Source organism: Mesorhizobium sp. M1169 (assembly GCF_040318345.1).
Classification (GTDB): domain Bacteria; phylum Pseudomonadota; class Alphaproteobacteria; order Rhizobiales; family Rhizobiaceae; genus Mesorhizobium.
This window is the reverse complement of the sequence record NZ_JAMYME010000039.1, coordinates 39,106-57,631: the sequence shown is the minus strand read 5'-3', so window position 1 is coordinate 57,631 and position 18,526 is coordinate 39,106. Positions and strand designations below refer to the sequence as shown.

Annotated in this window: 18 protein-coding genes and 2 pseudogenes; 6 read left to right on the top strand and 14 right to left on the bottom strand. The window is 62.2% G+C overall.

Annotation, left to right across the window (positions count from 1 at the left end):
* Positions 1-607: 607 nt before the first annotated feature.
* The 3 genes from NKH41_RS27535 to NKH41_RS27525 all read left to right on the top strand — a co-directional run bounded on the left by NKH41_RS27535 (position 608) and on the right by NKH41_RS27525 (position 3,125).
* Positions 608-1,792, top strand: coding sequence for a glycosyltransferase family 9 protein (locus NKH41_RS27535; protein WP_352453586.1), 1,185 nt, complete (start codon positions 608-610; stop codon positions 1,790-1,792).
* Positions 1,793-2,330: 538 nt separating this feature from the next.
* Positions 2,331-2,615, top strand: a complete 285-nt coding sequence (locus tag NKH41_RS27530) for a type II toxin-antitoxin system TacA family antitoxin (protein WP_352690167.1) — start codon at positions 2,331-2,333, stop codon at positions 2,613-2,615.
* Positions 2,616-3,125 carry a GNAT family N-acetyltransferase gene (locus NKH41_RS27525; protein WP_352457366.1) on the top strand — a complete coding sequence of 170 codons (510 nt, stop codon included), beginning with the start codon at positions 2,616-2,618 and terminating at the stop codon, positions 3,123-3,125.
* Between the two features lie 214 nt (positions 3,126-3,339).
* Here the strand turns inward: NKH41_RS27525 and NKH41_RS27520 are convergent, their stop codons facing one another.
* Positions 3,340-3,648: a hypothetical protein gene (locus tag NKH41_RS27520; RefSeq protein ID WP_352690169.1), complete on the bottom strand. Its 309-nt coding sequence runs from the start codon at positions 3,646-3,648 to the stop codon at positions 3,340-3,342.
* 56 nt (positions 3,649-3,704) lie between these two features.
* Positions 3,705-4,559 (bottom strand): annotated as a pseudogene (locus NKH41_RS27515) (class I tRNA ligase family protein); the annotation flags it as partial.
* 511 nt (positions 4,560-5,070) lie between these two features.
* Here NKH41_RS27515 and NKH41_RS27510 point away from each other — a divergent pair.
* The gene (locus NKH41_RS27510) at positions 5,071-6,717 is read left to right on the top strand and encodes an MFS transporter (RefSeq protein WP_352690174.1); all 1,647 of its coding nucleotides are present in this window, start codon (positions 5,071-5,073) and stop codon (positions 6,715-6,717) included.
* Between the two features lie 891 nt (positions 6,718-7,608).
* Positions 7,609-7,808: pseudogene (locus NKH41_RS27505) on the top strand (phage integrase N-terminal SAM-like domain-containing protein); the annotation flags it as partial.
* Between the two features lie 752 nt (positions 7,809-8,560).
* Here the strand turns inward: NKH41_RS27505 and rlxS are convergent.
* The 12 genes from rlxS to NKH41_RS27445 form a co-directional block, all read right to left on the bottom strand.
* Complete coding sequence (gene rlxS, locus NKH41_RS27500; protein WP_352934791.1) at positions 8,561-10,531, bottom strand: relaxase/mobilization nuclease RlxS; 1,971 nt, start codon at positions 10,529-10,531, stop codon at positions 8,561-8,563.
* A gap of 185 nt (positions 10,532-10,716) precedes the next feature.
* A complete protein-coding gene (locus NKH41_RS27495) occupies positions 10,717-11,403 on the bottom strand; it encodes a lytic transglycosylase domain-containing protein (RefSeq protein WP_352934788.1) in 687 nt (228 codons plus the stop codon).
* The gene (gene lepB / locus NKH41_RS27490; RefSeq protein WP_352717944.1) at positions 11,391-11,939 is read right to left on the bottom strand and encodes a signal peptidase I; all 549 of its coding nucleotides are present in this window, start codon (positions 11,937-11,939) and stop codon (positions 11,391-11,393) included. The genes NKH41_RS27495 and lepB overlap by 13 nt, the downstream gene beginning before the upstream one ends.
* Positions 11,936-12,205, bottom strand: coding sequence for a helix-turn-helix transcriptional regulator (locus tag NKH41_RS27485; protein WP_352474127.1), 270 nt, complete (start codon positions 12,203-12,205; stop codon positions 11,936-11,938). Before NKH41_RS27485 ends, lepB begins: the two co-directional genes overlap by 4 nt.
* Positions 12,206-12,356: 151 nt before the next feature.
* On the bottom strand, positions 12,357-12,680 hold the full coding sequence (locus NKH41_RS27480) for a DUF736 domain-containing protein (protein ID WP_023672372.1): 324 nt from the start codon (positions 12,678-12,680) through the stop codon (positions 12,357-12,359).
* A 542-nt stretch (positions 12,681-13,222) separates the two neighbouring features.
* Positions 13,223-14,944 (bottom strand): ParB/RepB/Spo0J family partition protein, encoded by a 1,722-nt coding sequence (locus NKH41_RS27475; RefSeq protein WP_352934784.1) that lies wholly within the window; start codon positions 14,942-14,944, stop codon positions 13,223-13,225.
* Positions 14,945-15,021: 77 nt separating this feature from the next.
* Positions 15,022-15,441 (bottom strand): DUF2958 domain-containing protein, encoded by a 420-nt coding sequence (locus NKH41_RS27470; RefSeq protein ID WP_352934781.1) that lies wholly within the window; start codon positions 15,439-15,441, stop codon positions 15,022-15,024.
* Positions 15,442-15,455: 14 nt separating this feature from the next.
* Positions 15,456-15,659, bottom strand: a complete 204-nt coding sequence (locus tag NKH41_RS27465) for a hypothetical protein (protein WP_352453623.1) — start codon at positions 15,657-15,659, stop codon at positions 15,456-15,458.
* A complete protein-coding gene (locus NKH41_RS27460) occupies positions 15,656-16,618 on the bottom strand; it encodes an ArdC family protein (RefSeq protein WP_352934779.1) in 963 nt (320 codons plus the stop codon). The genes NKH41_RS27465 and NKH41_RS27460 overlap by 4 nt, the downstream gene beginning before the upstream one ends.
* A gap of 487 nt (positions 16,619-17,105) precedes the next feature.
* Entirely contained in the window at positions 17,106-17,426 is a 321-nt protein-coding gene (locus tag NKH41_RS27455) for a sunset domain-containing protein (protein WP_352468497.1), read from the bottom strand.
* A gap of 58 nt (positions 17,427-17,484) precedes the next feature.
* Positions 17,485-17,712: a hypothetical protein gene (locus tag NKH41_RS27450; RefSeq protein WP_352453620.1), complete on the bottom strand. Its 228-nt coding sequence runs from the start codon at positions 17,710-17,712 to the stop codon at positions 17,485-17,487.
* 135 nt (positions 17,713-17,847) lie between these two features.
* Positions 17,848-18,099: a helix-turn-helix domain-containing protein gene (locus NKH41_RS27445; protein WP_023722035.1), complete on the bottom strand. Its 252-nt coding sequence runs from the start codon at positions 18,097-18,099 to the stop codon at positions 17,848-17,850.
* Between the two features lie 128 nt (positions 18,100-18,227).
* Here NKH41_RS27445 and NKH41_RS27440 point away from each other — a divergent pair, with 128 nt between their 5' ends.
* Positions 18,228-18,497: a DNA -binding domain-containing protein gene (locus NKH41_RS27440; RefSeq protein WP_352934776.1), complete on the top strand. Its 270-nt coding sequence runs from the start codon at positions 18,228-18,230 to the stop codon at positions 18,495-18,497.
* Positions 18,498-18,526 lie beyond the last annotated feature (29 nt).

The window sequence follows — 18,526 nt, the reverse complement described above, 5'->3', positions numbered from 1 at the left end:
CCACAAAAACTGGCTATCGCGGTTATTGTGGTGCCTCTAACAAACCCCGGATATAATTGGTTTCCATCGCCCCCGCCTCCCACCCCCCGGGGGCCTGGGGCTCGACTTCATCACAGGGTTGATTCGTCCACTTCATGTTGGACGACCCGGACGCGCAGAAAAAAGCGCCTGCGGCGGGTCCTTTGTAACCACCATGATGCGGGACCACAGCGACAGGGCGTGCCGGAGACAGTCAATCCGGCCGGCGATGTCGTCGCCGGCGGCGACGGTCTCATTCAGGATCAGCATCGACCAAAGAGCGAGGCCACTGCCGTTATGCTCCGAGATCTGGGGACGGCGGCTTGGCGATCACCGTCTACTCGGCGTTGCCGAACTAATGCATGCGAGACCGTGACGAAGCCCTTCACATTGCGGGTCGGGACATAGCTGGCTTTCTTGGCGCGCTACCATCGCTAGAGATGCAGACTTCGCCCAACAGCTCCTGCTGGAGCGCGGCTTGGATCTGATGGCAGAATTCTTGCGGAGACGCGGACAAAGTGGGGAGCACTCCAACCTACACACGCGTCACTGGGCTATCAGTGTTGACCGTATAATCTTCGGAATGGCAATGGCATATTTTACAAAGCACGACGGCAATCAAATTATATACCGCAGCTGGGAAGAGCCGGAACAGTCAAGCGCAAGGATGAGAATTTTGGTCCTCAAGCTTGATCATGTCGGCGACTTTTGGATGTCTCTAGGGCCTCTAAAGGACCTTCGTCAGCGTTTTGCGCATGCCCACATTACGCTGGTGGTGGGAAGCTGGAACATCGCTACTGCAAAACAGTTTGACCTCGCCGACGATCACGTTGCTTTTGACTTTTTTCCTCGCAACCCAAAAGTCAAAACGCGCAAAGAAGCCGCGGACATAAGGCCGCTGCTGACCGGCGAGTTTGATCTTGCCATTGATATGCGTGTTCCGGAAGAAACAAGGCCGATCTTGCTTGAAGTTCCCGCCAGGCACCGTGCGGCGATAGTTGATCCGTACAGCATGCATCAGATCGATATTGCGATAGCGCCATTCAATCTGAAACTGCGCAGAACCATTTTCTACAAGCTGGTCCAAAAAATAGGGCTTGCTAACAAAATCCCCCGTAGATGGCTTGATTGGTTCATTGACCGTAAGCAGGTGCGTCTCCAGCATGTGTCAGAAATCCTCCTCTTTCTGGTCGCAAAGGCAGCTGCCTATTTCGAAAGCGGAGCGGGTCACCCACAGAATTCGACTACAGGCAATGCCCCGATTGTCGTGGCTCCGTTCTCCAATTCCAGCCTGCGAGATTGGCCCATTGAAAGTTTTGGCAAAGTTGTCGCTGCTCTTTCGACCCGTGGTGAGGTGGTCCTCGTTGGCCGTGGCGAATGCCTGGAAGCGCTTGAGGAGGTTGCGAAGATAGCTAGGGAACGTGGGGCCGCGAACATTCGGACGGCTGTCGACTTGTCAGAATTGGAATTCAATTGTCTCGTGAATTCGGCCGCGCTCGTCGTTTCGAACAATTCAGGCACCGGCCATGTCGCTGCCCAGCTTGGCCGCCCTACTATCGGCATTTTCACGGCGTCACATCTACCGGAGATTTGGGGGTTTCGAGGTCCCTTGGTCAGCATGCTTATGAGTGTTATTGAATGTCGCGGATGTGGTCTGGACCAAGTGCGGCATTGTCCGGTCAAAGTCCGATGCAAGTTCGACATCACGCCGGATCTCGTGATTGCCGAGGTAAACGCCTTGATGAATCATTGTAAGGGTACGGCACAAGCTTAGTGGCTCGCGGTCACCACAACCGCGATTGCCCAGCCCTTGTCGCTGATTCAATCGCTACAATCATCTAAAGGCCGAAATTCAGAATCGAATCGACTTGTTCGAAGGACCGCAGTGGCGATGTCACATTGGCCGACAGGTGGCATAGAGCGGCGCCTGAGAATGAAAGTGCCGCCGCCCAGCCTTCATAGCCGTTCCTCCTTTGTTGCGTGACGGCCCGAAAGTCGCCATCGCGTCAGATGTTCATCAGGTTCGGGATAGCCGGGGCTCGTCCGGCGACAGTCATGGCAGCGACTTCGCTTCTGGACCCGCTCATCCGGCCGCCAAAAACAAATGCGCTTTCTAAGCCGTAATTGATCCGCAGGAGCTGACCAAAGCCACCTTGCTCTGGGTTGCGGCAATGGCGACTGGGGCGAGAAGCCGAGAAGAACCGATGCGGCGAGAAATCCTGAGACCATCCGCCACGAGACGTCGCCAGGGAACGTAGTATTGCGTTCCGCGTTACACTAACGTATATACGTCCGCAGCACAGGAGCGCGCCATGGCCACCATACCCACCAGGAAGGAAGCACCCGTCTCGATGCGGTTTCGCGACGATGATCTCACCATCATCGACCGCGGCGCGGAGCTGCTCGGCCTGTCGCGCACGGAGTTCATGCGGCGCGCCGCGCTGCACGAGGCGCAGGCGGCCATCCTCAACGAAACCGTCATCCGCGTGTCCCCGGAAGCCTATGACGCCTTCATGCAGGCGATCTCAGCCCCGGCCGCTGCGCCCCCGGCGAAGGCGGCCGAGCGGCTGCGTCGGTCCCCGCCCTGGGACCGCTAGGTGGCGCTTTCAGGCATCGAACTCCTCGACGACGCGCACCGCCTCGACAGCTTCGATTGCGGCAAGCCGGCGCTCAATGCTTGGCTGGCCGGCTTCGCGCGAACGAACCAGGCCCGCGGGTTTACCCGCGTCCTGGTCGTTCACGACGAGGGAACAGTCGTCGGGTATTACGGCCTCGCGCCGGGCGTGATCCAGCCAAATAGCGCACCGCGCGCCATCCGCACCGGACGCCCGCCCGATCCGATCCCCTGCCTGCTGATCGGACAACTCGCCGTCGACCACCGCTATGCCGGACAAGGCGTCGGTAGCGGCTTGGTCAAGGACGCGCTGTATCGCTGCGTCGCCGGCGCCGACATCGTCGGCGGCCGCGCGGTGGTGGTGCGGGCGATCGACGCCGAGGCAGAGCGCTACTGGCAGAGCTGGGGCTTCATTCCCGCGCGGGACAATCCGTCGGTGCTCATGCGCTCGATCCAGGACGTGAGCCTCTGGCTGGCCGACAAAGGCCACTAGCTCTGCGCGCGTAGCGCCTCCGGAAGCGGCAGGTCTGCGCGCGGGCCTGCCGCCGACCGGGCTCTAGTTGCGGCGTCCCGCCGCTCCCCGAGCCGGCTTCGCCGTCTCGGCGTTCGGGTGACCCCTCACGCAGGGCCAGAGGGAGACGGCGGTCAGAGCGAGGGAGCCCTGGAGAGAAGGGAAAGTCATGATGTCGATGATATTCATAGGGGGTTCACGCGAGATATTTGAGCTGCCGGAACCTGCCATCGCTCGGATCCGCCCAATCGTTGTTGCCGTGCACGGCGTGCTGATTGGCGACGCCTCTGGAGCCGATGCCGAGGCGCAGGGCCTGCTCGCGGGCTACGGCTACAAACATGTCGGGGTCTTCCATGCGGCCAAGGAACCCCGCAATGATCTGGGCGACTGGGCTGTACGCCGCCAAAGACCGGGAGATGGCGCGCGCCGATTTTGGGATGATAGTCTGGGACGGCGCATCACCCGGCACGGCCGTCAACGTGCTTCGGCTCGCCATGGCGAACAAGCCGAGGTCATCTACGATCTGGCCAGGGGCAGCATGGCGACTACGCACCATGTCGTCCCGGCGAGAAAGTCGTCATTGTCCGTGAGGGTGACCGCCGCCTCTACGGTGAGAATATTGATCGCCGGCAACTTATGGCGCCTGCCGACCTCAAATTCGTTGAAGTCGTGCGCCGGCGTGATCTTGACCGCGCCGCTGCCTTTCTCCGGATCAGAATACTCGTCCGCCACCACCGCGATCCTGCGGCCGACGATCGGCAGAGGATGAGGTTCTTGCCGACAAGATGTCGGAAACGCTCGTCGTCGGGATGCACCGCCGACCGCCATATCGCCCAGCATCGTCTCCGGGCGGGTCGTCGCCACGGTGATGAAGGTTTTAGGATTTTCCGGATCCAAAACCTCGCCCTCGACGGGGTAGCGGAAATGCCAGAGGTTGCCGTTGACCTCCTGCTGTTCGACCTCAAGGTCGGACTCGCGATCAACAGCTTCGGGTCCCAGTTGACAAGCGCTTGTCCTTGTAGATCAGGCCTTTCCTTGTAGAGCGTGACGAACACTTCGAGCACCGCCTTGGATAGGCCCTCGTCCATGGTGAAACGTTCTCGGCTCCAGTCGGCCGAGGCCCCAGCCGCTTCAACTGGTTGAAGATCGCGCCGCCGGATTCGGCTTTCCACTCCCAGACTTTCTCAATGAACTCGTCGCGCGTCAGGTCACGGCGGTGGATCTGCTTCTCCATAAGCTGGCGCTCGACCACCATCTGCGTGGCGATGCCGGCGTGATCCATGCCGGGCTGCCACAGCACGTTCTTGCCGCGCATGCGCTCGAAGCGCACCAGAATGTCCTGCAGCGTGTTGTTGAGCGCATGGCCATGTGCAGCGAGCCGGTGACGTTCGGTGGCGGGATGACGATGCTCAAGGCTTCCGCGCCCTCCTCGGCGCCTGCGCCGACACGAAACGTCTTTTACAAGCGTATTATGTTTTTTGCGCATAGACCAACGAGTTGAACGGCGGCCCCATGAATCGCCGATGTGTAGGTCGGGCAAAGGCGCCCACCAGCTCGTACTTGTCAAGACGATGCCACCCTTGATCTTGCACCCGCCTCCGATACCAGCGATGCACTGCGTCGTATGCTCATGCCTGTCAGGATGGGATGGGCGCTGCTAGCACCGTGGCAGTTTGACAACCCGGCCATCGGGGCGGTAGCACCGTCCAAGGCCAAGAGTCGCAGGGCAGACCGCACCCCATCGGGCTGCGCGACCCAGACCAGCTGACGCCCAACTGGCACACTCATCGCGCATCGGCACCGTGGATGCGACATCTACTTTGTTGCGAGCGCGATATCGGAACTTGGTTGTGACGCAGCTGTGCGTAAGCGCACCGCTGTCAGCGAGTGAGTGAGTGAAAGAACTACGTGGTGGAGGTGAGAAGTCATGCGGCGTCAAGATTCCCCGCCCTTTGCGGCAAACACACTGATCCCTCTTCAGAATCCGGTCTTTCGTTCGATCTGGACAGCCACGCAGATATCCAGCCTTGGCTGGCTGGTGCAGAGCGTGGCTATAAGCTGGCTTATGGCAACGATTTCAGCCTCCGATCTGATGGTTGCGCTCGTGCAGGCTGCATCGACACTGCCCGCCTTCTTCTTGTCGATCCTTGCTGGAGCGATTGCAGACAGCTTCAGCCGCCGCGGCGTGATGCTTGCCGGACATTGCCTGATCGCACTGGCATCCACGGCGCTGGCTCTCTCTGTTGGACTGGGCTTTGTCAGTCCATGGCTGATCTTGGGACTGAGTTTCTTGGCGGGATGCGGCTTTGCCTTGAATGATCCAGCCTGGCACGCCTCGGTCGGCGACATCCTGGAAAAGCGCGACATACCCGCTGCAGTGACGCTGATGTCGGTGGGGTACAACGTGGTTCGAAGCATAGGACCGGCGCTTGGCGGTGTAATTTTGGCTTTGCTGGGCCCCCTTACGGCTTTCGCCTTCGCTGCGCTGACCGACCTGGTCCCGTTGAGCGCTGTACTGCGCTCCAAGTGGCAAGTTCGCTCTTCGCCTCTTCCGCGCGAGCGGATGACGACGGCCATTCATGATGGCATGCGCTTCACGGCAATCTCCTCGGAGATCAGAGTGGCGATCGTGCGTGCAACCCTGTTCGGGCTGTCAAGCATCTCGATCCTTGCTCTGCTCCCCCTCCTGGTTCGCGACCAACTGGCGGGGGGGCCAATTGTTTACGGCGTCCTGTTGGCCGGCTTCGGCACAGGCGCCTTCATCGCGGGCATTGGCAATAGCTACTTGCGACGCATCACGTCCCAAAATCGATTGATCACGTTCGCGTCCGTTGCTTGCGCAACGTGTTGCCTTTTACTGGCTCTCACATCATCGGTGGCTGTAGCAGCGATCGCGCTTGCAATCGCTGGCGCAGGCTGGGTTGTCACCTGGACCGGAACCGACGTGTGTGTGCAGTTGGCAAGCCCAAGGTGGGTCGTTGGTCGCACCCTGTCGATCTATTACGCCCTGACCTACGGCGGCATGGCAGCGGGCAGCTGGATCTGGGGTGCTGTCGCGCAGAACTATTCCCTGACGTGGGCTTTGGAAGGTGCTGCAGCGGCGCTGTTGCTGGTTGCAGCTGTGGGAAAGCTATTGCCGGTCCGCCTATGGGAGGAATCGGATCAAGGGGCCTTCGACTTCAGGCCACCAGAACTGGCCCTCGATTTGAAGCCCAGGAGCGGCCCGATCGTGATCAAGGTGGAGTACTCGATACCCGAGGAGAATATCGAGGACTTTCTGAGCTGCATGCGCGAAAGGCGGCGCGTTCAGAGCCGTGCCGGTGCGCGGGACTGGACCCTCCAGCGCGATCTTCAGAACTCGACTCTTTGGACCGAGACATTCCGCACGCCGACATGGACGGACTATCTTCGTCTAAACCATCGGCTAACGGTGACTGACAGGGAAGTAGGCGAGCGCCTTGCCGCTCTGCAGGTCGGTGATTCTCCTCCTCGTCTCTCACTTTCGATTGAGCGGTCGACAAGCCCCGCCCCCGGCAGCCAAGTCCAGCCTGTGCCCTTTGTATCGCGCCCGTAAGGAAACCAGTAACTTTTCTGGGTTCGGACACGGGAATGGCCGAGACCTACTCCTTCTTTCGTCGGGTCTGCCCGGATTGCCATACGTTGCAGCCGGTTAGGCGAGCATGAGGATTTGTGTGGCACGTATGTCCACCACGGGCCCATGTCCAGCCCCACCGCCTCTGCGGCCATCAGATCGGCTTGGGCACGGGTTCAGGTCGCCTGTCCCCCTGCATCGCGGCGAGCAGCGGGAGCAAGGGGGGCGGAAGGGTCTCCCCGGTCTGCAGGGAGCGCAGCGGGCAGACGGAGGAATCCGCCAGCGGCGGCTTGCTGGGAGAGGGCCGCGCGCCTCTTTCCCCTCCCTGACAAAACGTGCCGCCAAGCACGTTCACGTCGGCGCAGCCGTGCCGCAGAGGCGGCCGCAACAAAGAAGGCCTACAAGGCGGAAGCATCGAAATGTTCGCCAGCGGGACCAATTCAGTTCGGTGCTGGAGAAAGCGATTCAACAGGGCGGCCATGGGAGCGCCAGCATAGCGCCGCTGTCAGGCGCGATGCGGACCGACAGCCCCGGCGAAGGGCGCTGATTGATCGACCGAAATTGGATCGGGTCATAATCCATGAATTTTTCACGATGCTTCAGCACGCGCGTGGATTTGTGCATTTAACTGCAGCGTCCAGGTGGTCCGGTGGAAGCGCGCCCGGGGCATCTTGGAACTTATTTGATGCAGCCATCCAGGACTGCTGCATTGCCACAGCAATGGTCACAACCTGCTAGGATCCGGACCCATAAAGGGATTGAACGAAGCCGCTGACGCGTCATTTGGTGCGTGGGTTTGCGGATGACGCTTCTGTTTTGAAGGATTGCGGCTGTTGAAGCGCAATCTTGAGAACAGGAGTTTGAGAGTTTGAGATGGCCGAGTTGAGCCCTCTTCGCCGACGCATGATCGAGGACATGACGATCCGCAATCTGTCGCCGGCCACCCAGCGATCCTACGTGCACGCGGTGGCCAAGTTTTCGCGATATTCGACCGCTCGCCGGACCGGCTCGGCCTGGAGGACGTTCGCGCCTCCCAGGTGCATCTGGTCTCTACCGGAATCTCGTGCCCCTCCCAGGCGCTGCGCCAGTAAAGCGTCGGCGAGCCAGCATCCGACGGTGCGTTCGAAGCGATCTCATTCGGCGGCCATGATCGCGCCGGTCACCATGCCGCAGCGGAAAGCTGCCGAGCTCGTCTGGTCAGGTCGCTGACCGCCTCGTCGTCGCGGGCGACGATCGAAATCTTCCCCACCGCAGCGAGGTTTCTCCCGTTAGAAGATCCTCAGCGGGATGGGCTGCCAGTTCACGCCCGGTCAACAGCATCCGGCCCGCGGGGTCGACCTTGTCTCCCGGTCGTGTGAGCAGAAGAACATCGCGAAGTGCGGCTTCATCCTCGACGCCGCGAGCCTGCTTCGCCGTACCACGGCCGCCGAAAGCCCTAGGCGCTGTCACCAGGCGCCAGCCCACCTCTCTAGCTGGCGGACCATCTCATCGAGCGCGCCGATGGCTGCACGGTCAGTGATTGCAATGTCCTCAATGCGCCGCAACTGTTTGGGTCGGGGGCAGCCCTGTGCAACCAGGCCGGCACCGCCGCGTCGGCGCGGCTTCCGTGGCACCCGGGAAGAGTGCCGTGGTGGCGCAGGAGGGTTTTGGCTCAGAATCATGGAACACGATGAATCATCGCGGCGCATTTTGTAGAGCGAACGATAAGTCTTGCACGACCAGCCATTTATCCCTCGCGAGATCAATGCCGCGGGCAATTAGCAGGCGAACTCCGTCCGGACTGAGTACCTGTTTCAACGCGGGCAAAAGAAGTTGTGTAGCCATGTCACGAAATGCTTGGTCCGCTTCTCTGCCGGCCGATGATCCATGAAATCCCCTCGCCACCCATGACACCAGACACCTCCTTGCCAACAGACCGATCAAGCACTGGCCTCCATGGTACCAGCGTGAACTCGCGCGCCTTCTCGACTATGACGTACTTGCCGCTGGCAAGGTCGATCGAGCGGCGCAATCGACCCTCTATTCGATCACCAGGCTGCGCTTCGGAATACGAGAGTCCGAGTTCGTCAGACAGTTGACCGGCAACACGGTTCAGCTCACGTTGACGCAGGATCGAAAGCATGTTGGCGCGATAGACGATCCGGTCCTGCTCTTCCCGAGCAAGACCTTGCGCAATCAGCCACTGCCGTCGGCGGCCTTGCGCCTCTCGGACATCGCGGCCGAAACCAGAGCTGTGCAAGGCCTCCGGTGTGTCGGAAACCAGCTCTCGATCGAGCCAGGTGGCGCCGTCGAAGCTGACTTGGCTCTCCAGCAGCATTGATGAGAGCTTGTCGACGACAACCGGCTCGGCCCTCGCTCGCTGACGCTCGTAGTCAGACACACGGTCGAGATGGTCCGGCGCGATAGTCCATGTACCGTCCGGCTCGCGCTCGACACCACCGGTCGCCCGGCGGATCGCCTCCAGTCGCCGCACGTGCGTTTCGGCAAAACGTTCGGTGGCCGACTGGTCATGCTTGAGATGGATATCGATGCTGTAGCGCCCGTCATGGGCCGTGGCGATCTCGGCAATTGTGCGGTCGACTTGCCTTGGCCCGGTGTCCCTCGGCGTGACCCGCACTATGCAGCCCTCTGCCGTCGGTTGGGTTGCCTCGCCTTTGCCGATATCAACATAGTGGCTTTTGCCGTCCACGCCGTCGACGACGAGGTAATGGCGGTCAGTGATTTCGTCGGCCAGGCCGCGCGCAACGATGCGGCCGACGACAGGCTGCATCGGCTCTGCAGATCGATCATGGACAACATAGTCGGCGGCACTGCGGGCGAGCCCCTTGCCGGTCAGTTCGCGGTGCATGGTCTTGATGATGTCGCCCCGCTCGCCGATGCGGCGCAGCGTCGCTTCAAGCTCGCCATCAAGGCGCCAGCGGCCCGAGCCGACTTCCTCAGCCAGACCCATCCGCTCGAGCTTACGCAGGCGCCCCTGGTGCAGCGTCTGGCGAAACGTGTCTCGGCTGGCCGGTGAGACATGCCCCTCATGGTCGCGCATGCGGAGCAGCTGCCGATCGATGCTGGTGAAGCGTTCCCGCTCCATTTCCTGGCGCAGGCGTTGCTCGATCTCGCGGTCCGTTCTCGGGCCAAGGTCGAGGCTGACCAGCTCGGCCGCCCGTTCACGGATTCCAGACGAGATGTAGTCTCGCGCGATGACAAGATTTTCGCCGCGGTCGTCCTTGCCGCGGACGATAATATGGGTATGCGGATGACCAGTGTTGAAATGATCGACGGCCACCCAGTCGAGCCTGGTGCCGAGGTCTTCTTCCATCTGCGCCATGAGGCGCCGCGTGAGCGGCTTCAGGTCATCATACTCGATGCCGTCTTCAGGGGCGACGATGAAGCGGAACTGATGCCGGTCGCCATCGGCACGATCGATGAAGGCCTTGCCATCGACGCGGTCGCTGTCGGCGCTATAGAGCTCGCCAGGCTCGCCTTCGCGGGTCACGCCGTCGCGCTGGAGGTAGCGAAGGTGTGCACGTGCCCCGTCAACACCCTTGCCGGCCAGCTTGACGATACGGGCCTTGACGACGGCGCGCCGCTGCCGAAACGCCGCGTGGGGGTCGCGCGCTCTGAGAACGGCGGCAGCAGCCCCGCCGCGCCCCGCCCGGCTTCCGATGAAGCGGCCACGGCGACCGCTGCCGCCGCCGGCTCGGTTGATCGCGGCGCGGATCTGGCCGGCGAAACGCTTGCCTGCCTTCGAGCCGCGCGATCCGATTTTGCCCAGGCTCGGCTTGAACTCTTCATCCTGCATTGAGCCTCCTAGTAATCTTGAGCAAAATCAAAGCTTTGTCGGCAGAATCTCTCCTGACGCTGAAGGCAGCCTCCATGAAAAACGATGTGCAGACAAAGACTTCGCCGCCTCCAGGAGGCGATGCCTTTATCTTGCCTTCCGCGGACCTGCCTCCCTGCCCCGCCCGACCCACGGTACCCCTGCCCTCACCTGCGATCCGGCCGGCCTGACCTTGCTCGCTCCGATCCGAGCGGCACCACAATTTGGCCATTCGGATCGGTCGCGGAAACACCGTTTCGCAGGAAAAACAGCGACTGCGCGGACGGGATTTCCGGCGCTTTTCCGGAACGGGATTTGCCGGTGAACGCGTCCATGTCGGCGGCCGAGATCCCCGCAGCCTTGAGCTGTTCCAAATACGAAACCGTCTCGCTGGGCAGCGGTCGCCCACGCTGCAAATGCTGTTCGTAGCGGTCCGGCCCAGCGTTATAGGCGGCAAACAGGCCGGGAAAGCCGAAGCGGTCATACATGGCGCGCAGATAGGCAGTGCCTGCCAGAATGTTGTCGCGAGGGTCGTGCGGATCGGCCCCCAGGCCAAGCTCTGCGCGCATCTCCTCGTAGGTGCCGGGCATCACCTGCATGAGGCCAATGGCGCCGGCGTGTGAGGCGATCGGCCGTCCGTCCAGCATTGTCTGCCCCCGGCTTTCGGCATCCATGACGGCATAAATCCAGGGCTGTGGAATGCTGAAACGCCGGCTTGCTTCGGCTACCAAGGGCTGCCATCTTGCCAGCTGCGGACCACGGGAGATGGCGGCCGGCTGAGCGTCGGTCGCGGCGGAACAGGCGCATGGCGCTATCGCGACCATGCCCAGCATCAGGAGGGTTACTCGGTCCATAGCGGCACGAGCCTCCCGGCAATATTTTCGGCCGGCACCGGCCCGAAATAGCGGCTGTCGAAGGAGCGGTTTCTATCGTTGCCGAGCAGGAAAAACTCGTCGGCGGCGAGCTTGCGGCAGGCATTCCACCAAGGCAGCGGACGGTGCTGCGTGTCGGTTGCCAGCCGGCGCGCGACAATCTCGCCGCCGATGATGATGGCGTCGCCGAAGGCGCAGACATGCTCGCCAGGCAGCGCGGCAAGGCGCTTGACCAGCGGCACATTGCTGGGCAGATAGAAGCGTTCGGCGGCGAGATCGGCGACCGGTTTTGGCGGGCGCACGAGCACCAGATCGCCACGAGCCGGTGATCCGGACGCGAGGCGATAGAGGCCGACCGGCGCACTGGCCGAGGCATTCCAGACCAGCCAGGGCGATGGGTTGTCGAAAGCAGCGAAGCCGATCAGGCCGAGGCCTATTGTGGCCACGGCGATCGTCTTGCGCGCCCGAATGCGCCGCACATGGCTGCCGATCAGACGGATAGTGGGACGCCGGCTCATGAGCGGCCTCCCTCACCGGCCGAGCCGGAATTGTGCCCGCCATCCTCGGGCCTGGTCGCCTGCGCGCGTCCCTTCGACCAGTCGTCGAGCTCGTCGATGTGATAGCGGACATAGCGGCCGTGCTTGCGAAATTGCGGGCCACCGCCCTTGAGCCGCATCTTCTCCAGCGTGCGCTGGGATAGCCCGATATAGAAGGCGGCCTGCGCGGTGTTGAGAAACGGACTGCCCTTCTTCGCGCGGGCCGCGCGTTCGTTTTCGTCGTCCATGATGGTCCTCGTTTCGTTACGGACAAGCGAAGGCGAGGATCGGCGAGCGAGATCGTTTTGGGGACGGGCGAAGAGTGGGGGGCGAGTTTTCGCCGCCCCTTCTTGAGAAGAGCCCCGCGCCGGTGGCGGCGCGGGGCTCGAGGCTGGCGGTTCAGTCGACCGGGTTCCAGATGATGGCGTATGTGTCGTCGTCGTCCTGGCCGGCGGCGCGGCCGAGATTGGCGTAGAGCTTGCGCGGACCGAACTCCGGGGCGGCAATCGACAGGCTCACATAGTCCTTGCCGGAGGTCTCGCCGGTGCGGATCCAGCCGGCCCCTACTTCGACCCCTTGCGTCAGCACCCGAAAGTCGGGATGGGTGTCGGCGCTCTTTGCCTGATTGGGCACGATGTCGATGTCGGCGCGGACGCTAAGCGTCTTGAGCTGGCCCTTGTAGCCGCCGTTTTCCTGTTTGGTAACGTATCCGATCGCGGTCATTTTAGTCTCCTTTTGGTGCTCGCCGGGGACCATTCCCCTGCGATGGCGGACCGTGATGGGCGCGTCCGGACCGCCGGAACCGGGACGGCCGCAGCGATAGCGGAGGACCCGAGCGGACAGCTTTTTTGAAGCGAAGCGGCGCGAGGAAGCCGCCGCAGGCGGCGGGGAAAAAAGCTGCTGGCGAGGGTTTCGGGCGGGCCGGATCCGCCCATAGGTCGTCAAGCCAGCCGCAGGGGAATGGTCCCTGAGACACATGGAGACAGGTGGCGCGATCGGTGGCACAAGAGCGGGCGGCAATGCAGGGGGCTGGCTGCGCGGGCTCTGTCGGCAACCGGATCGGACAATTGGCCCCATGCGCCTGGCGCCTCAGCAAGCAACCCGGCGTGGTGCAGGGCTGCCGAAATGGGGCGAGTTGGCGTCGGGATTTCTCGCGCGCGGCACCGGCTCGACAAGACGACCGATCGGCAGCCGGCGCGGTCCGGAGCGGCGCGCGCGACCTGAGCGGCGGCACTCGAAAGAACCGCCGCTTGGGTCCTGATCGATTATTCGCGGACGAACAGCGGCTGCACTTGTGCCCACTGATCGGCGGTGCGGAAACCGCCGCGGCTGGTGTAGCTTTCGGCCGGGAATTTCATCCAGCGCGGCAGCCAGGTCTCGACCCTGAGGCGGCCATTCTCGCCCGCCAGGAAGTCGCGGATGATCTTCTTTTGCGTCTTGACCTTCTCGGCGACATTGCCGTCGGCGACCAGCTTGCCGCCGACCTCGGCCAGCATCGAATTGGCGATTTCCTTGTCGCGCAAGAGGTCGAAGAACGCATCGTCCGCTTCCCACCATGCGCCCATATCCACGTTCAGATGGTTGCCGAGCGCCTCGATGACGGCGCTGCCGGCTGCAAGCGTCTCGGCCATGACAAGGGTGAGAACGCGCATGACATCGTCGTCGCACAGCGCCAAGAGGCGGGCGAACACGCCGGCGATAGCAAAGGCGTCGCCATTGCCGCCGGCGACCACGCCATCCTCATCCGGTGATCCGAGCAGGGCCAACACTTCGCGTCGCTTTTTGCCGAATGCCGCTTCAGCCTTGCAGCCGGCAAGGCTGGCAGTCACCGTCTCGTTGGCTGCGCGCTGCGGCTCGGGGCGCACCTGCCACAGGCCGGAACCGGTGATGGCGTGCGCCACGACGAGGCGCAGCGCCACGGCGGGATGGTCGAGCATGGCGGCGCGCACGGCAGCATGGCGATGCAGATCGACATAGTTCTGCATCGGGCCGGTGAGTTCGGGGCGCGGCGGCTTGGCGGCTGTTTGTTCTTGCTCACCGCCCTCGCGGGCGCGGCCCGCTTCCTTGCGTGGCAGCCAGCCCTCGTGACACTCGACCTCGCCGCGATACGTGACCGCGATGAAGACCTTGCCGCCCTTCTTCTTCGGGGTCTTCTCGTGGTCCCATGGGTGGAAATACTGGCCCGGCTCCAGCAGCACCACCTCGCTCCAGCCGCCGTTGAGATAGGTGTCGCGTCTGGCGGCAATCGCTTCGTTCTGCTTTTGCCAGAACAGGTCGGCATCGGCGAAATAGCTGTCCTCGCCGAACAGGTCCGAGGTGATCAGGCCGGGATATTCGTCGATGGCAAACAGCGCCATCTTGGTGGAAATCGACTGGCCGCCGAACAGCCATTGCTTCAATTGAAAGCCACGCGGCGCGTATTGATCGGGATCGGCACAGAGTGCCAGCCAGTCCTTCTGCTGCGCCTTGGACGCCATGGTGAGATGGCGCACCGTCTCGGCGTCGATCTCCTCGCGGCGATAGGCTTCGCGGATTTTGGGCAAGAGGTCGCCAAGCGCCAGAATGCGTTTGACCTTCAGGTCAGTGATGCCGAAGGTCGCAGCGATGTCTGGAACGGTGCGGCCTTGCCTGACGAGCCGCGAATACGTCTCCCATTGCGAGACTTCGTCAGGATCGAGGCGGGCGAGGTTTTCGATCAGCGAGGCTTCCAGCGCATCGGCGTCGTCACCGTCCTCCATGATGGCGCAGGGCAAGGGATCGCCTTCGCCGCGCTCGTCGGCAAGCGATTTGGCGGCGAAATAGCGCCGCCTGCCGGCAACGATCTCGAAGGTTTCCGGCTGGCCGTTCGGCCGCACAAGGAGTGGCACCAGCACGCCGCGCGCACGCACGGAGGGCAGGATGTCGGATATGTCGGGCGCGCGTTTTCCATGGCGCATGTTGAGCGCGGAAATATTGAGCTGATCCAAGGGGATGTGGGCAAGCTGCATGGTTACTCTCCTTCGCTTTGGTTGAGGTTGTCCCCCCGCAGCGGCCGAAGGCCGGCGCGGCGGGACGGTTTTTGCCCCTATCGGCGCTGCTGTTCCGCCGTGTCGGGCGGAAGCTCGGAATGGGGCTTTGAAAGGGCGTCTGCTGCCTGCCGCAGAAGTCGCTCGGCCTCGGTGATGTGGCCGCAAATGCGGGCGGCTTCGGCATAGACGGAGAGCGTAAAGCGCGCGTGGAAATGCAGGTCGCGCTCGATGCCGAGGCCAAGCGGACCTTTTACGGATGCAAGCTCGGCCAGACTGACGCTGCCGAGTTCGGGGAAGCCGAAGCCGAGATCGCAAAGACCGAACAGCGTGTCGCCATCGGCATCAAGTTCGCTCAGAAGCCACGTCGCGGCACCTGTGGGATTAAACAGTTTCACAACGGGAAAATGGTCGATGTCGGCGTCGGCGGCGCTATTGGCGAGCAGTCGTGCGCACAGTGGATCGGTGATCAGGATCATGGAAAGACTCCTTGTCAGAACAGGTCGAGTTGATTTCTGCTGGCTTCATCGAAGAGGCCGATATCGAGCGGCTTTTGCGCCGCGCGCGGACACATCGGCGCGTCCATCAGAAGGGTGAGCCGATCGCGCGTGGTTATCGGCCGAACACCAGGAATGAGCATCTGCTCGCCTTGCGGCGTCGGCTCGGTCGCGGTCAGTTGAGGATCGCGCATCGTCATGCCGCAATCCCTTCCTGCGCCTCGCCTTCGGCATCGGCCTGAAGGCCAAGCAGGAAATCGGCGGCCTTGGAGGCAAGACTGGCGGCACGGAAGATCGCGCGGTTGTCCTCGCGCAGCACCTTCAGCCATGAGCCGATGTAATCGGCATGACGCACGGTCGGCTCGATACCGAGATTGCTGCAGACGAAGGCGGCAGTGATTTCGGCGACCAATTCTTCACGCGCGTAAGCCTTGGAGCCGAACGAGCCGGAGAGGTCGCGAGCAAGCCGCGTCGGGTGGCCGGTCCAGTGGCCAAGCTCGTGAAAGCAGGTCCGGTAATAGTCGATCTGGTGATGGAACGCCGGCTGCGGCGGCACCTGAATGTGGTCGCTGCCCGGCATGTAGAAAGCGCGATCGCCGCCGACCCTGAAATCCGCACCGCTGGCGCGAATGAGCGTCTCGGCCTGCGGCACGATCTCGCACTGAGGCAGCGGCTCGGCGGCGGCATAGAGGTCTTCCGGAAGATTATCGCACTGCGCGACATTGAAGACGGTGAAGCGCTTCAAAAAAGGCACGGCCTGTGGTTCATCGCCCTCGTGGCGTGCGCGCTCCTTCTCGTCCTTGGGGACAAAGCGGTCGGCATGCACGATGGTCGTGCCGCGCTCGCCCTTCCTGACATTGCCGCCAAGCACGAGCGCCTGCCGGAAGGTGAGCCAGTTCTGGCTGGGATAGCTGCGCTCGATCACCGCGCCCCACAGGATGAGGATATTGATTCCGGAATAGGTGCGCCCCGTGGACGCATTCTTCGGCAGGCCAAGGCCTGCCTTTGCGCTGCCCCATGGCTTGACCCATGGCACGGTGCCGCGCTCCAGCTCGGCAATGATGCGGTCTGTGATCTCCTGATAAAGGCTGGCGCCGGGGCGCCCGCCCTTGCCTGCGCCAGCCTCTCCGCTGGCGGTACGCTTGCTGTTTGCATGCATCGTCTCATCCTCCGCTCGCCAATCGCCGCGCCTATCCCCGGAAGCGGGGTGGGCGGCGAGTCGCGACCGGAAAGGCCCGCCGTGGGAGGCGGACCGCATCCGAAGGACCGGAACGAAGAGGAGGACCCTGAGCGGCACGCGAAGGGTTGCGGGCTGCCGCGGCGGGCCTAGAAGGGAGTGCCGCCCACCCCGCGCCACCGGGAAAGGCCAACAGACAAACCGCGCCGCCCGCAAGGGCGGCGGCCGTCACAGCCCGAAGGGCTGCCCACGCCAAGGGGCGAAGCCGAATGGCCGAGACCGCCTGAGCTTGCCGAAGAAAAGCGGGCTCGGTTCACGAGCACCTGGTGCGCGTCGTCAGGCGCGCGGGCGCCCGCCAGGACGGCAGGCTGGACAGATTTTTCGAACGGATCGCGATAAATACTTCAAATGAATGCTGCACCGAAAACATGTGCGATGCAGCATTTTCGCAAGCATTTACCACGGACGCTCAGACCCGAGACTTCCGCCACCCAGCCTTGCGCGCGGCTTCCTCCGAACAAAACCAGCGCTCGCCTTTCAACAGGTTGATGCGCGTCTCCCAGTAATATTCCTGTCCGGGAACATGATAGATGCGCTCGCCCGTGTTGTAGCTGATATTGGCTTTGATGTTGCAGCCGAGAGCGGCAGGGCCGATTTCGAAGGCAAGAAAGCCAGCCAGGATTGTTCCACCAGCAACGATCTTTGCCCACAACGGAACGTCCTTCGAACGATGGCGCTCGCCATACCTGCGACGGTTGTACCGATTGTCTTGATAGCGATGGTTGCCCACGCCCCTTCTCCCCGAAGAGAGAATGCGACGTTTGCAGCCTGGAGTCTATAAGTCTGGTCTAATTCACCGGTCCTGTTCCGAACCATTGAATGAACGGCGCATCCTTACCGGTGATATCCTTCACCGTCTTCAACAGCGCTTCATGGGTGCGTTGGAGAGCCCGGTAATGGTTGCTGGTAGGTGATAGAAGCGGCTGGACGATGCTCTGGTGCAGCCGTTCCGCCTCCGCGAGAAAGCGCTCGATTTCAGCCTGTGAAAGCTGCTTGGAAAGTTTGGTCCTAGCCATTGCGATCTCCGTTGAGGAATCGCCCCACCTAGGATTATTATCCTATATCGGCATGGCTTGGTAAAGACCCACCCGCAGCGGAATGGCAGCTTGCCGAAGAAAAGCGCGCTCGGTTCACGGTACCGGCGCGAGCCGTTAGACGCGCAGGCGCCCGTTAGCCCGCAGGCTGGACAGAATCTCGCACGGATCAGCGTCAAGCGCCGCAGTTAAGTCGAGAAACTCGATGACGTCGAGACGCCGCTCTCCACCCTCGTACTTGGCCACGAAGGATTGGGGACGATCAAGTTTCTCGGCCACCTGCGCCTGAGTCAGGCCTTTGGCCTTGCGCAGGGAAACCAACTGGGCCAGAAACCGCTGGTGGCGGGGCGATCGAAGAGACTTGGGCATGTAGGCGAACCGGTCGGGTAAAGACCGGATCAGCGACTAATCCCGGTTTCGGATTATCCCATTTTGGGATATGCTGCGTTGCATCCAGCGCTCAACAGCCGAGGCTCGCAACAGGCATGAATCGATCAATGGGAACAGATGAGACTCGAAGCTCAACTCTGTGTGACGAAGTCCCCTGGTCGGATAACCTCACGAGCTACGACAGGCAGCATTTCACGATCTACCTGCGGATCCTGGATGCCTGCGCCGACAATGCCAGCGAAGAGGAGATGGCCGATCTCATTCTAGGCATCGACCCGGCCCTTGAACCGGTCCGCGCCCGCAAGGCTCTTCGCAGCCATATCGACCGGGCGAACTGGATGGTGACGACCGGCTACAAGGAACTGTTCGCCGGCTGACGCACAGCACGGATTGTCATGCTCTTCAA

Excerpts from the sequence above, each read along its gene's own strand:
- NKH41_RS27535 (WP_352453586.1), top strand. The coding sequence starts at position 608 with ATGGCATATTTTACAAAGCACGACGGCAATCAAATTATATACCGCAGC.
- NKH41_RS27530 (WP_352690167.1), top strand. The coding sequence starts at position 2,331 with ATGGCCACCATACCCACCAGGAAGGAAGCACCCGTCTCGATGCGGTTT.
- NKH41_RS27510 (WP_352690174.1), top strand. The coding sequence starts at position 5,071 with ATGCGGCGTCAAGATTCCCCGCCCTTTGCGGCAAACACACTGATCCCT.
- rlxS (WP_352934791.1), bottom strand. The coding sequence starts at position 10,531 with ATGCAGGATGAAGAGTTCAAGCCGAGCCTGGGCAAAATCGGATCGCGC.
- NKH41_RS27495 (WP_352934788.1), bottom strand. The coding sequence starts at position 11,403 with ATGGACCGAGTAACCCTCCTGATGCTGGGCATGGTCGCGATAGCGCCA.
- lepB (WP_352717944.1), bottom strand. The coding sequence starts at position 11,939 with ATGAGCCGGCGTCCCACTATCCGTCTGATCGGCAGCCATGTGCGGCGC.
- NKH41_RS27485 (WP_352474127.1), bottom strand. The coding sequence starts at position 12,205 with ATGGACGACGAAAACGAACGCGCGGCCCGCGCGAAGAAGGGCAGTCCG.
- NKH41_RS27480 (WP_023672372.1), bottom strand. The coding sequence starts at position 12,680 with ATGACCGCGATCGGATACGTTACCAAACAGGAAAACGGCGGCTACAAG.
- NKH41_RS27475 (WP_352934784.1), bottom strand. The coding sequence starts at position 14,944 with ATGCAGCTTGCCCACATCCCCTTGGATCAGCTCAATATTTCCGCGCTC.
- NKH41_RS27470 (WP_352934781.1), bottom strand. The coding sequence starts at position 15,441 with ATGATCCTGATCACCGATCCACTGTGCGCACGACTGCTCGCCAATAGC.
- NKH41_RS27465 (WP_352453623.1), bottom strand. The coding sequence starts at position 15,659 with ATGACGATGCGCGATCCTCAACTGACCGCGACCGAGCCGACGCCGCAA.
- NKH41_RS27460 (WP_352934779.1), bottom strand. The coding sequence starts at position 16,618 with ATGCATGCAAACAGCAAGCGTACCGCCAGCGGAGAGGCTGGCGCAGGC.
- NKH41_RS27450 (WP_352453620.1), bottom strand. The coding sequence starts at position 17,712 with ATGGCTAGGACCAAACTTTCCAAGCAGCTTTCACAGGCTGAAATCGAG.
- NKH41_RS27445 (WP_023722035.1), bottom strand. The coding sequence starts at position 18,099 with ATGCCCAAGTCTCTTCGATCGCCCCGCCACCAGCGGTTTCTGGCCCAG.
- NKH41_RS27440 (WP_352934776.1), top strand. The coding sequence starts at position 18,228 with ATGGGAACAGATGAGACTCGAAGCTCAACTCTGTGTGACGAAGTCCCC.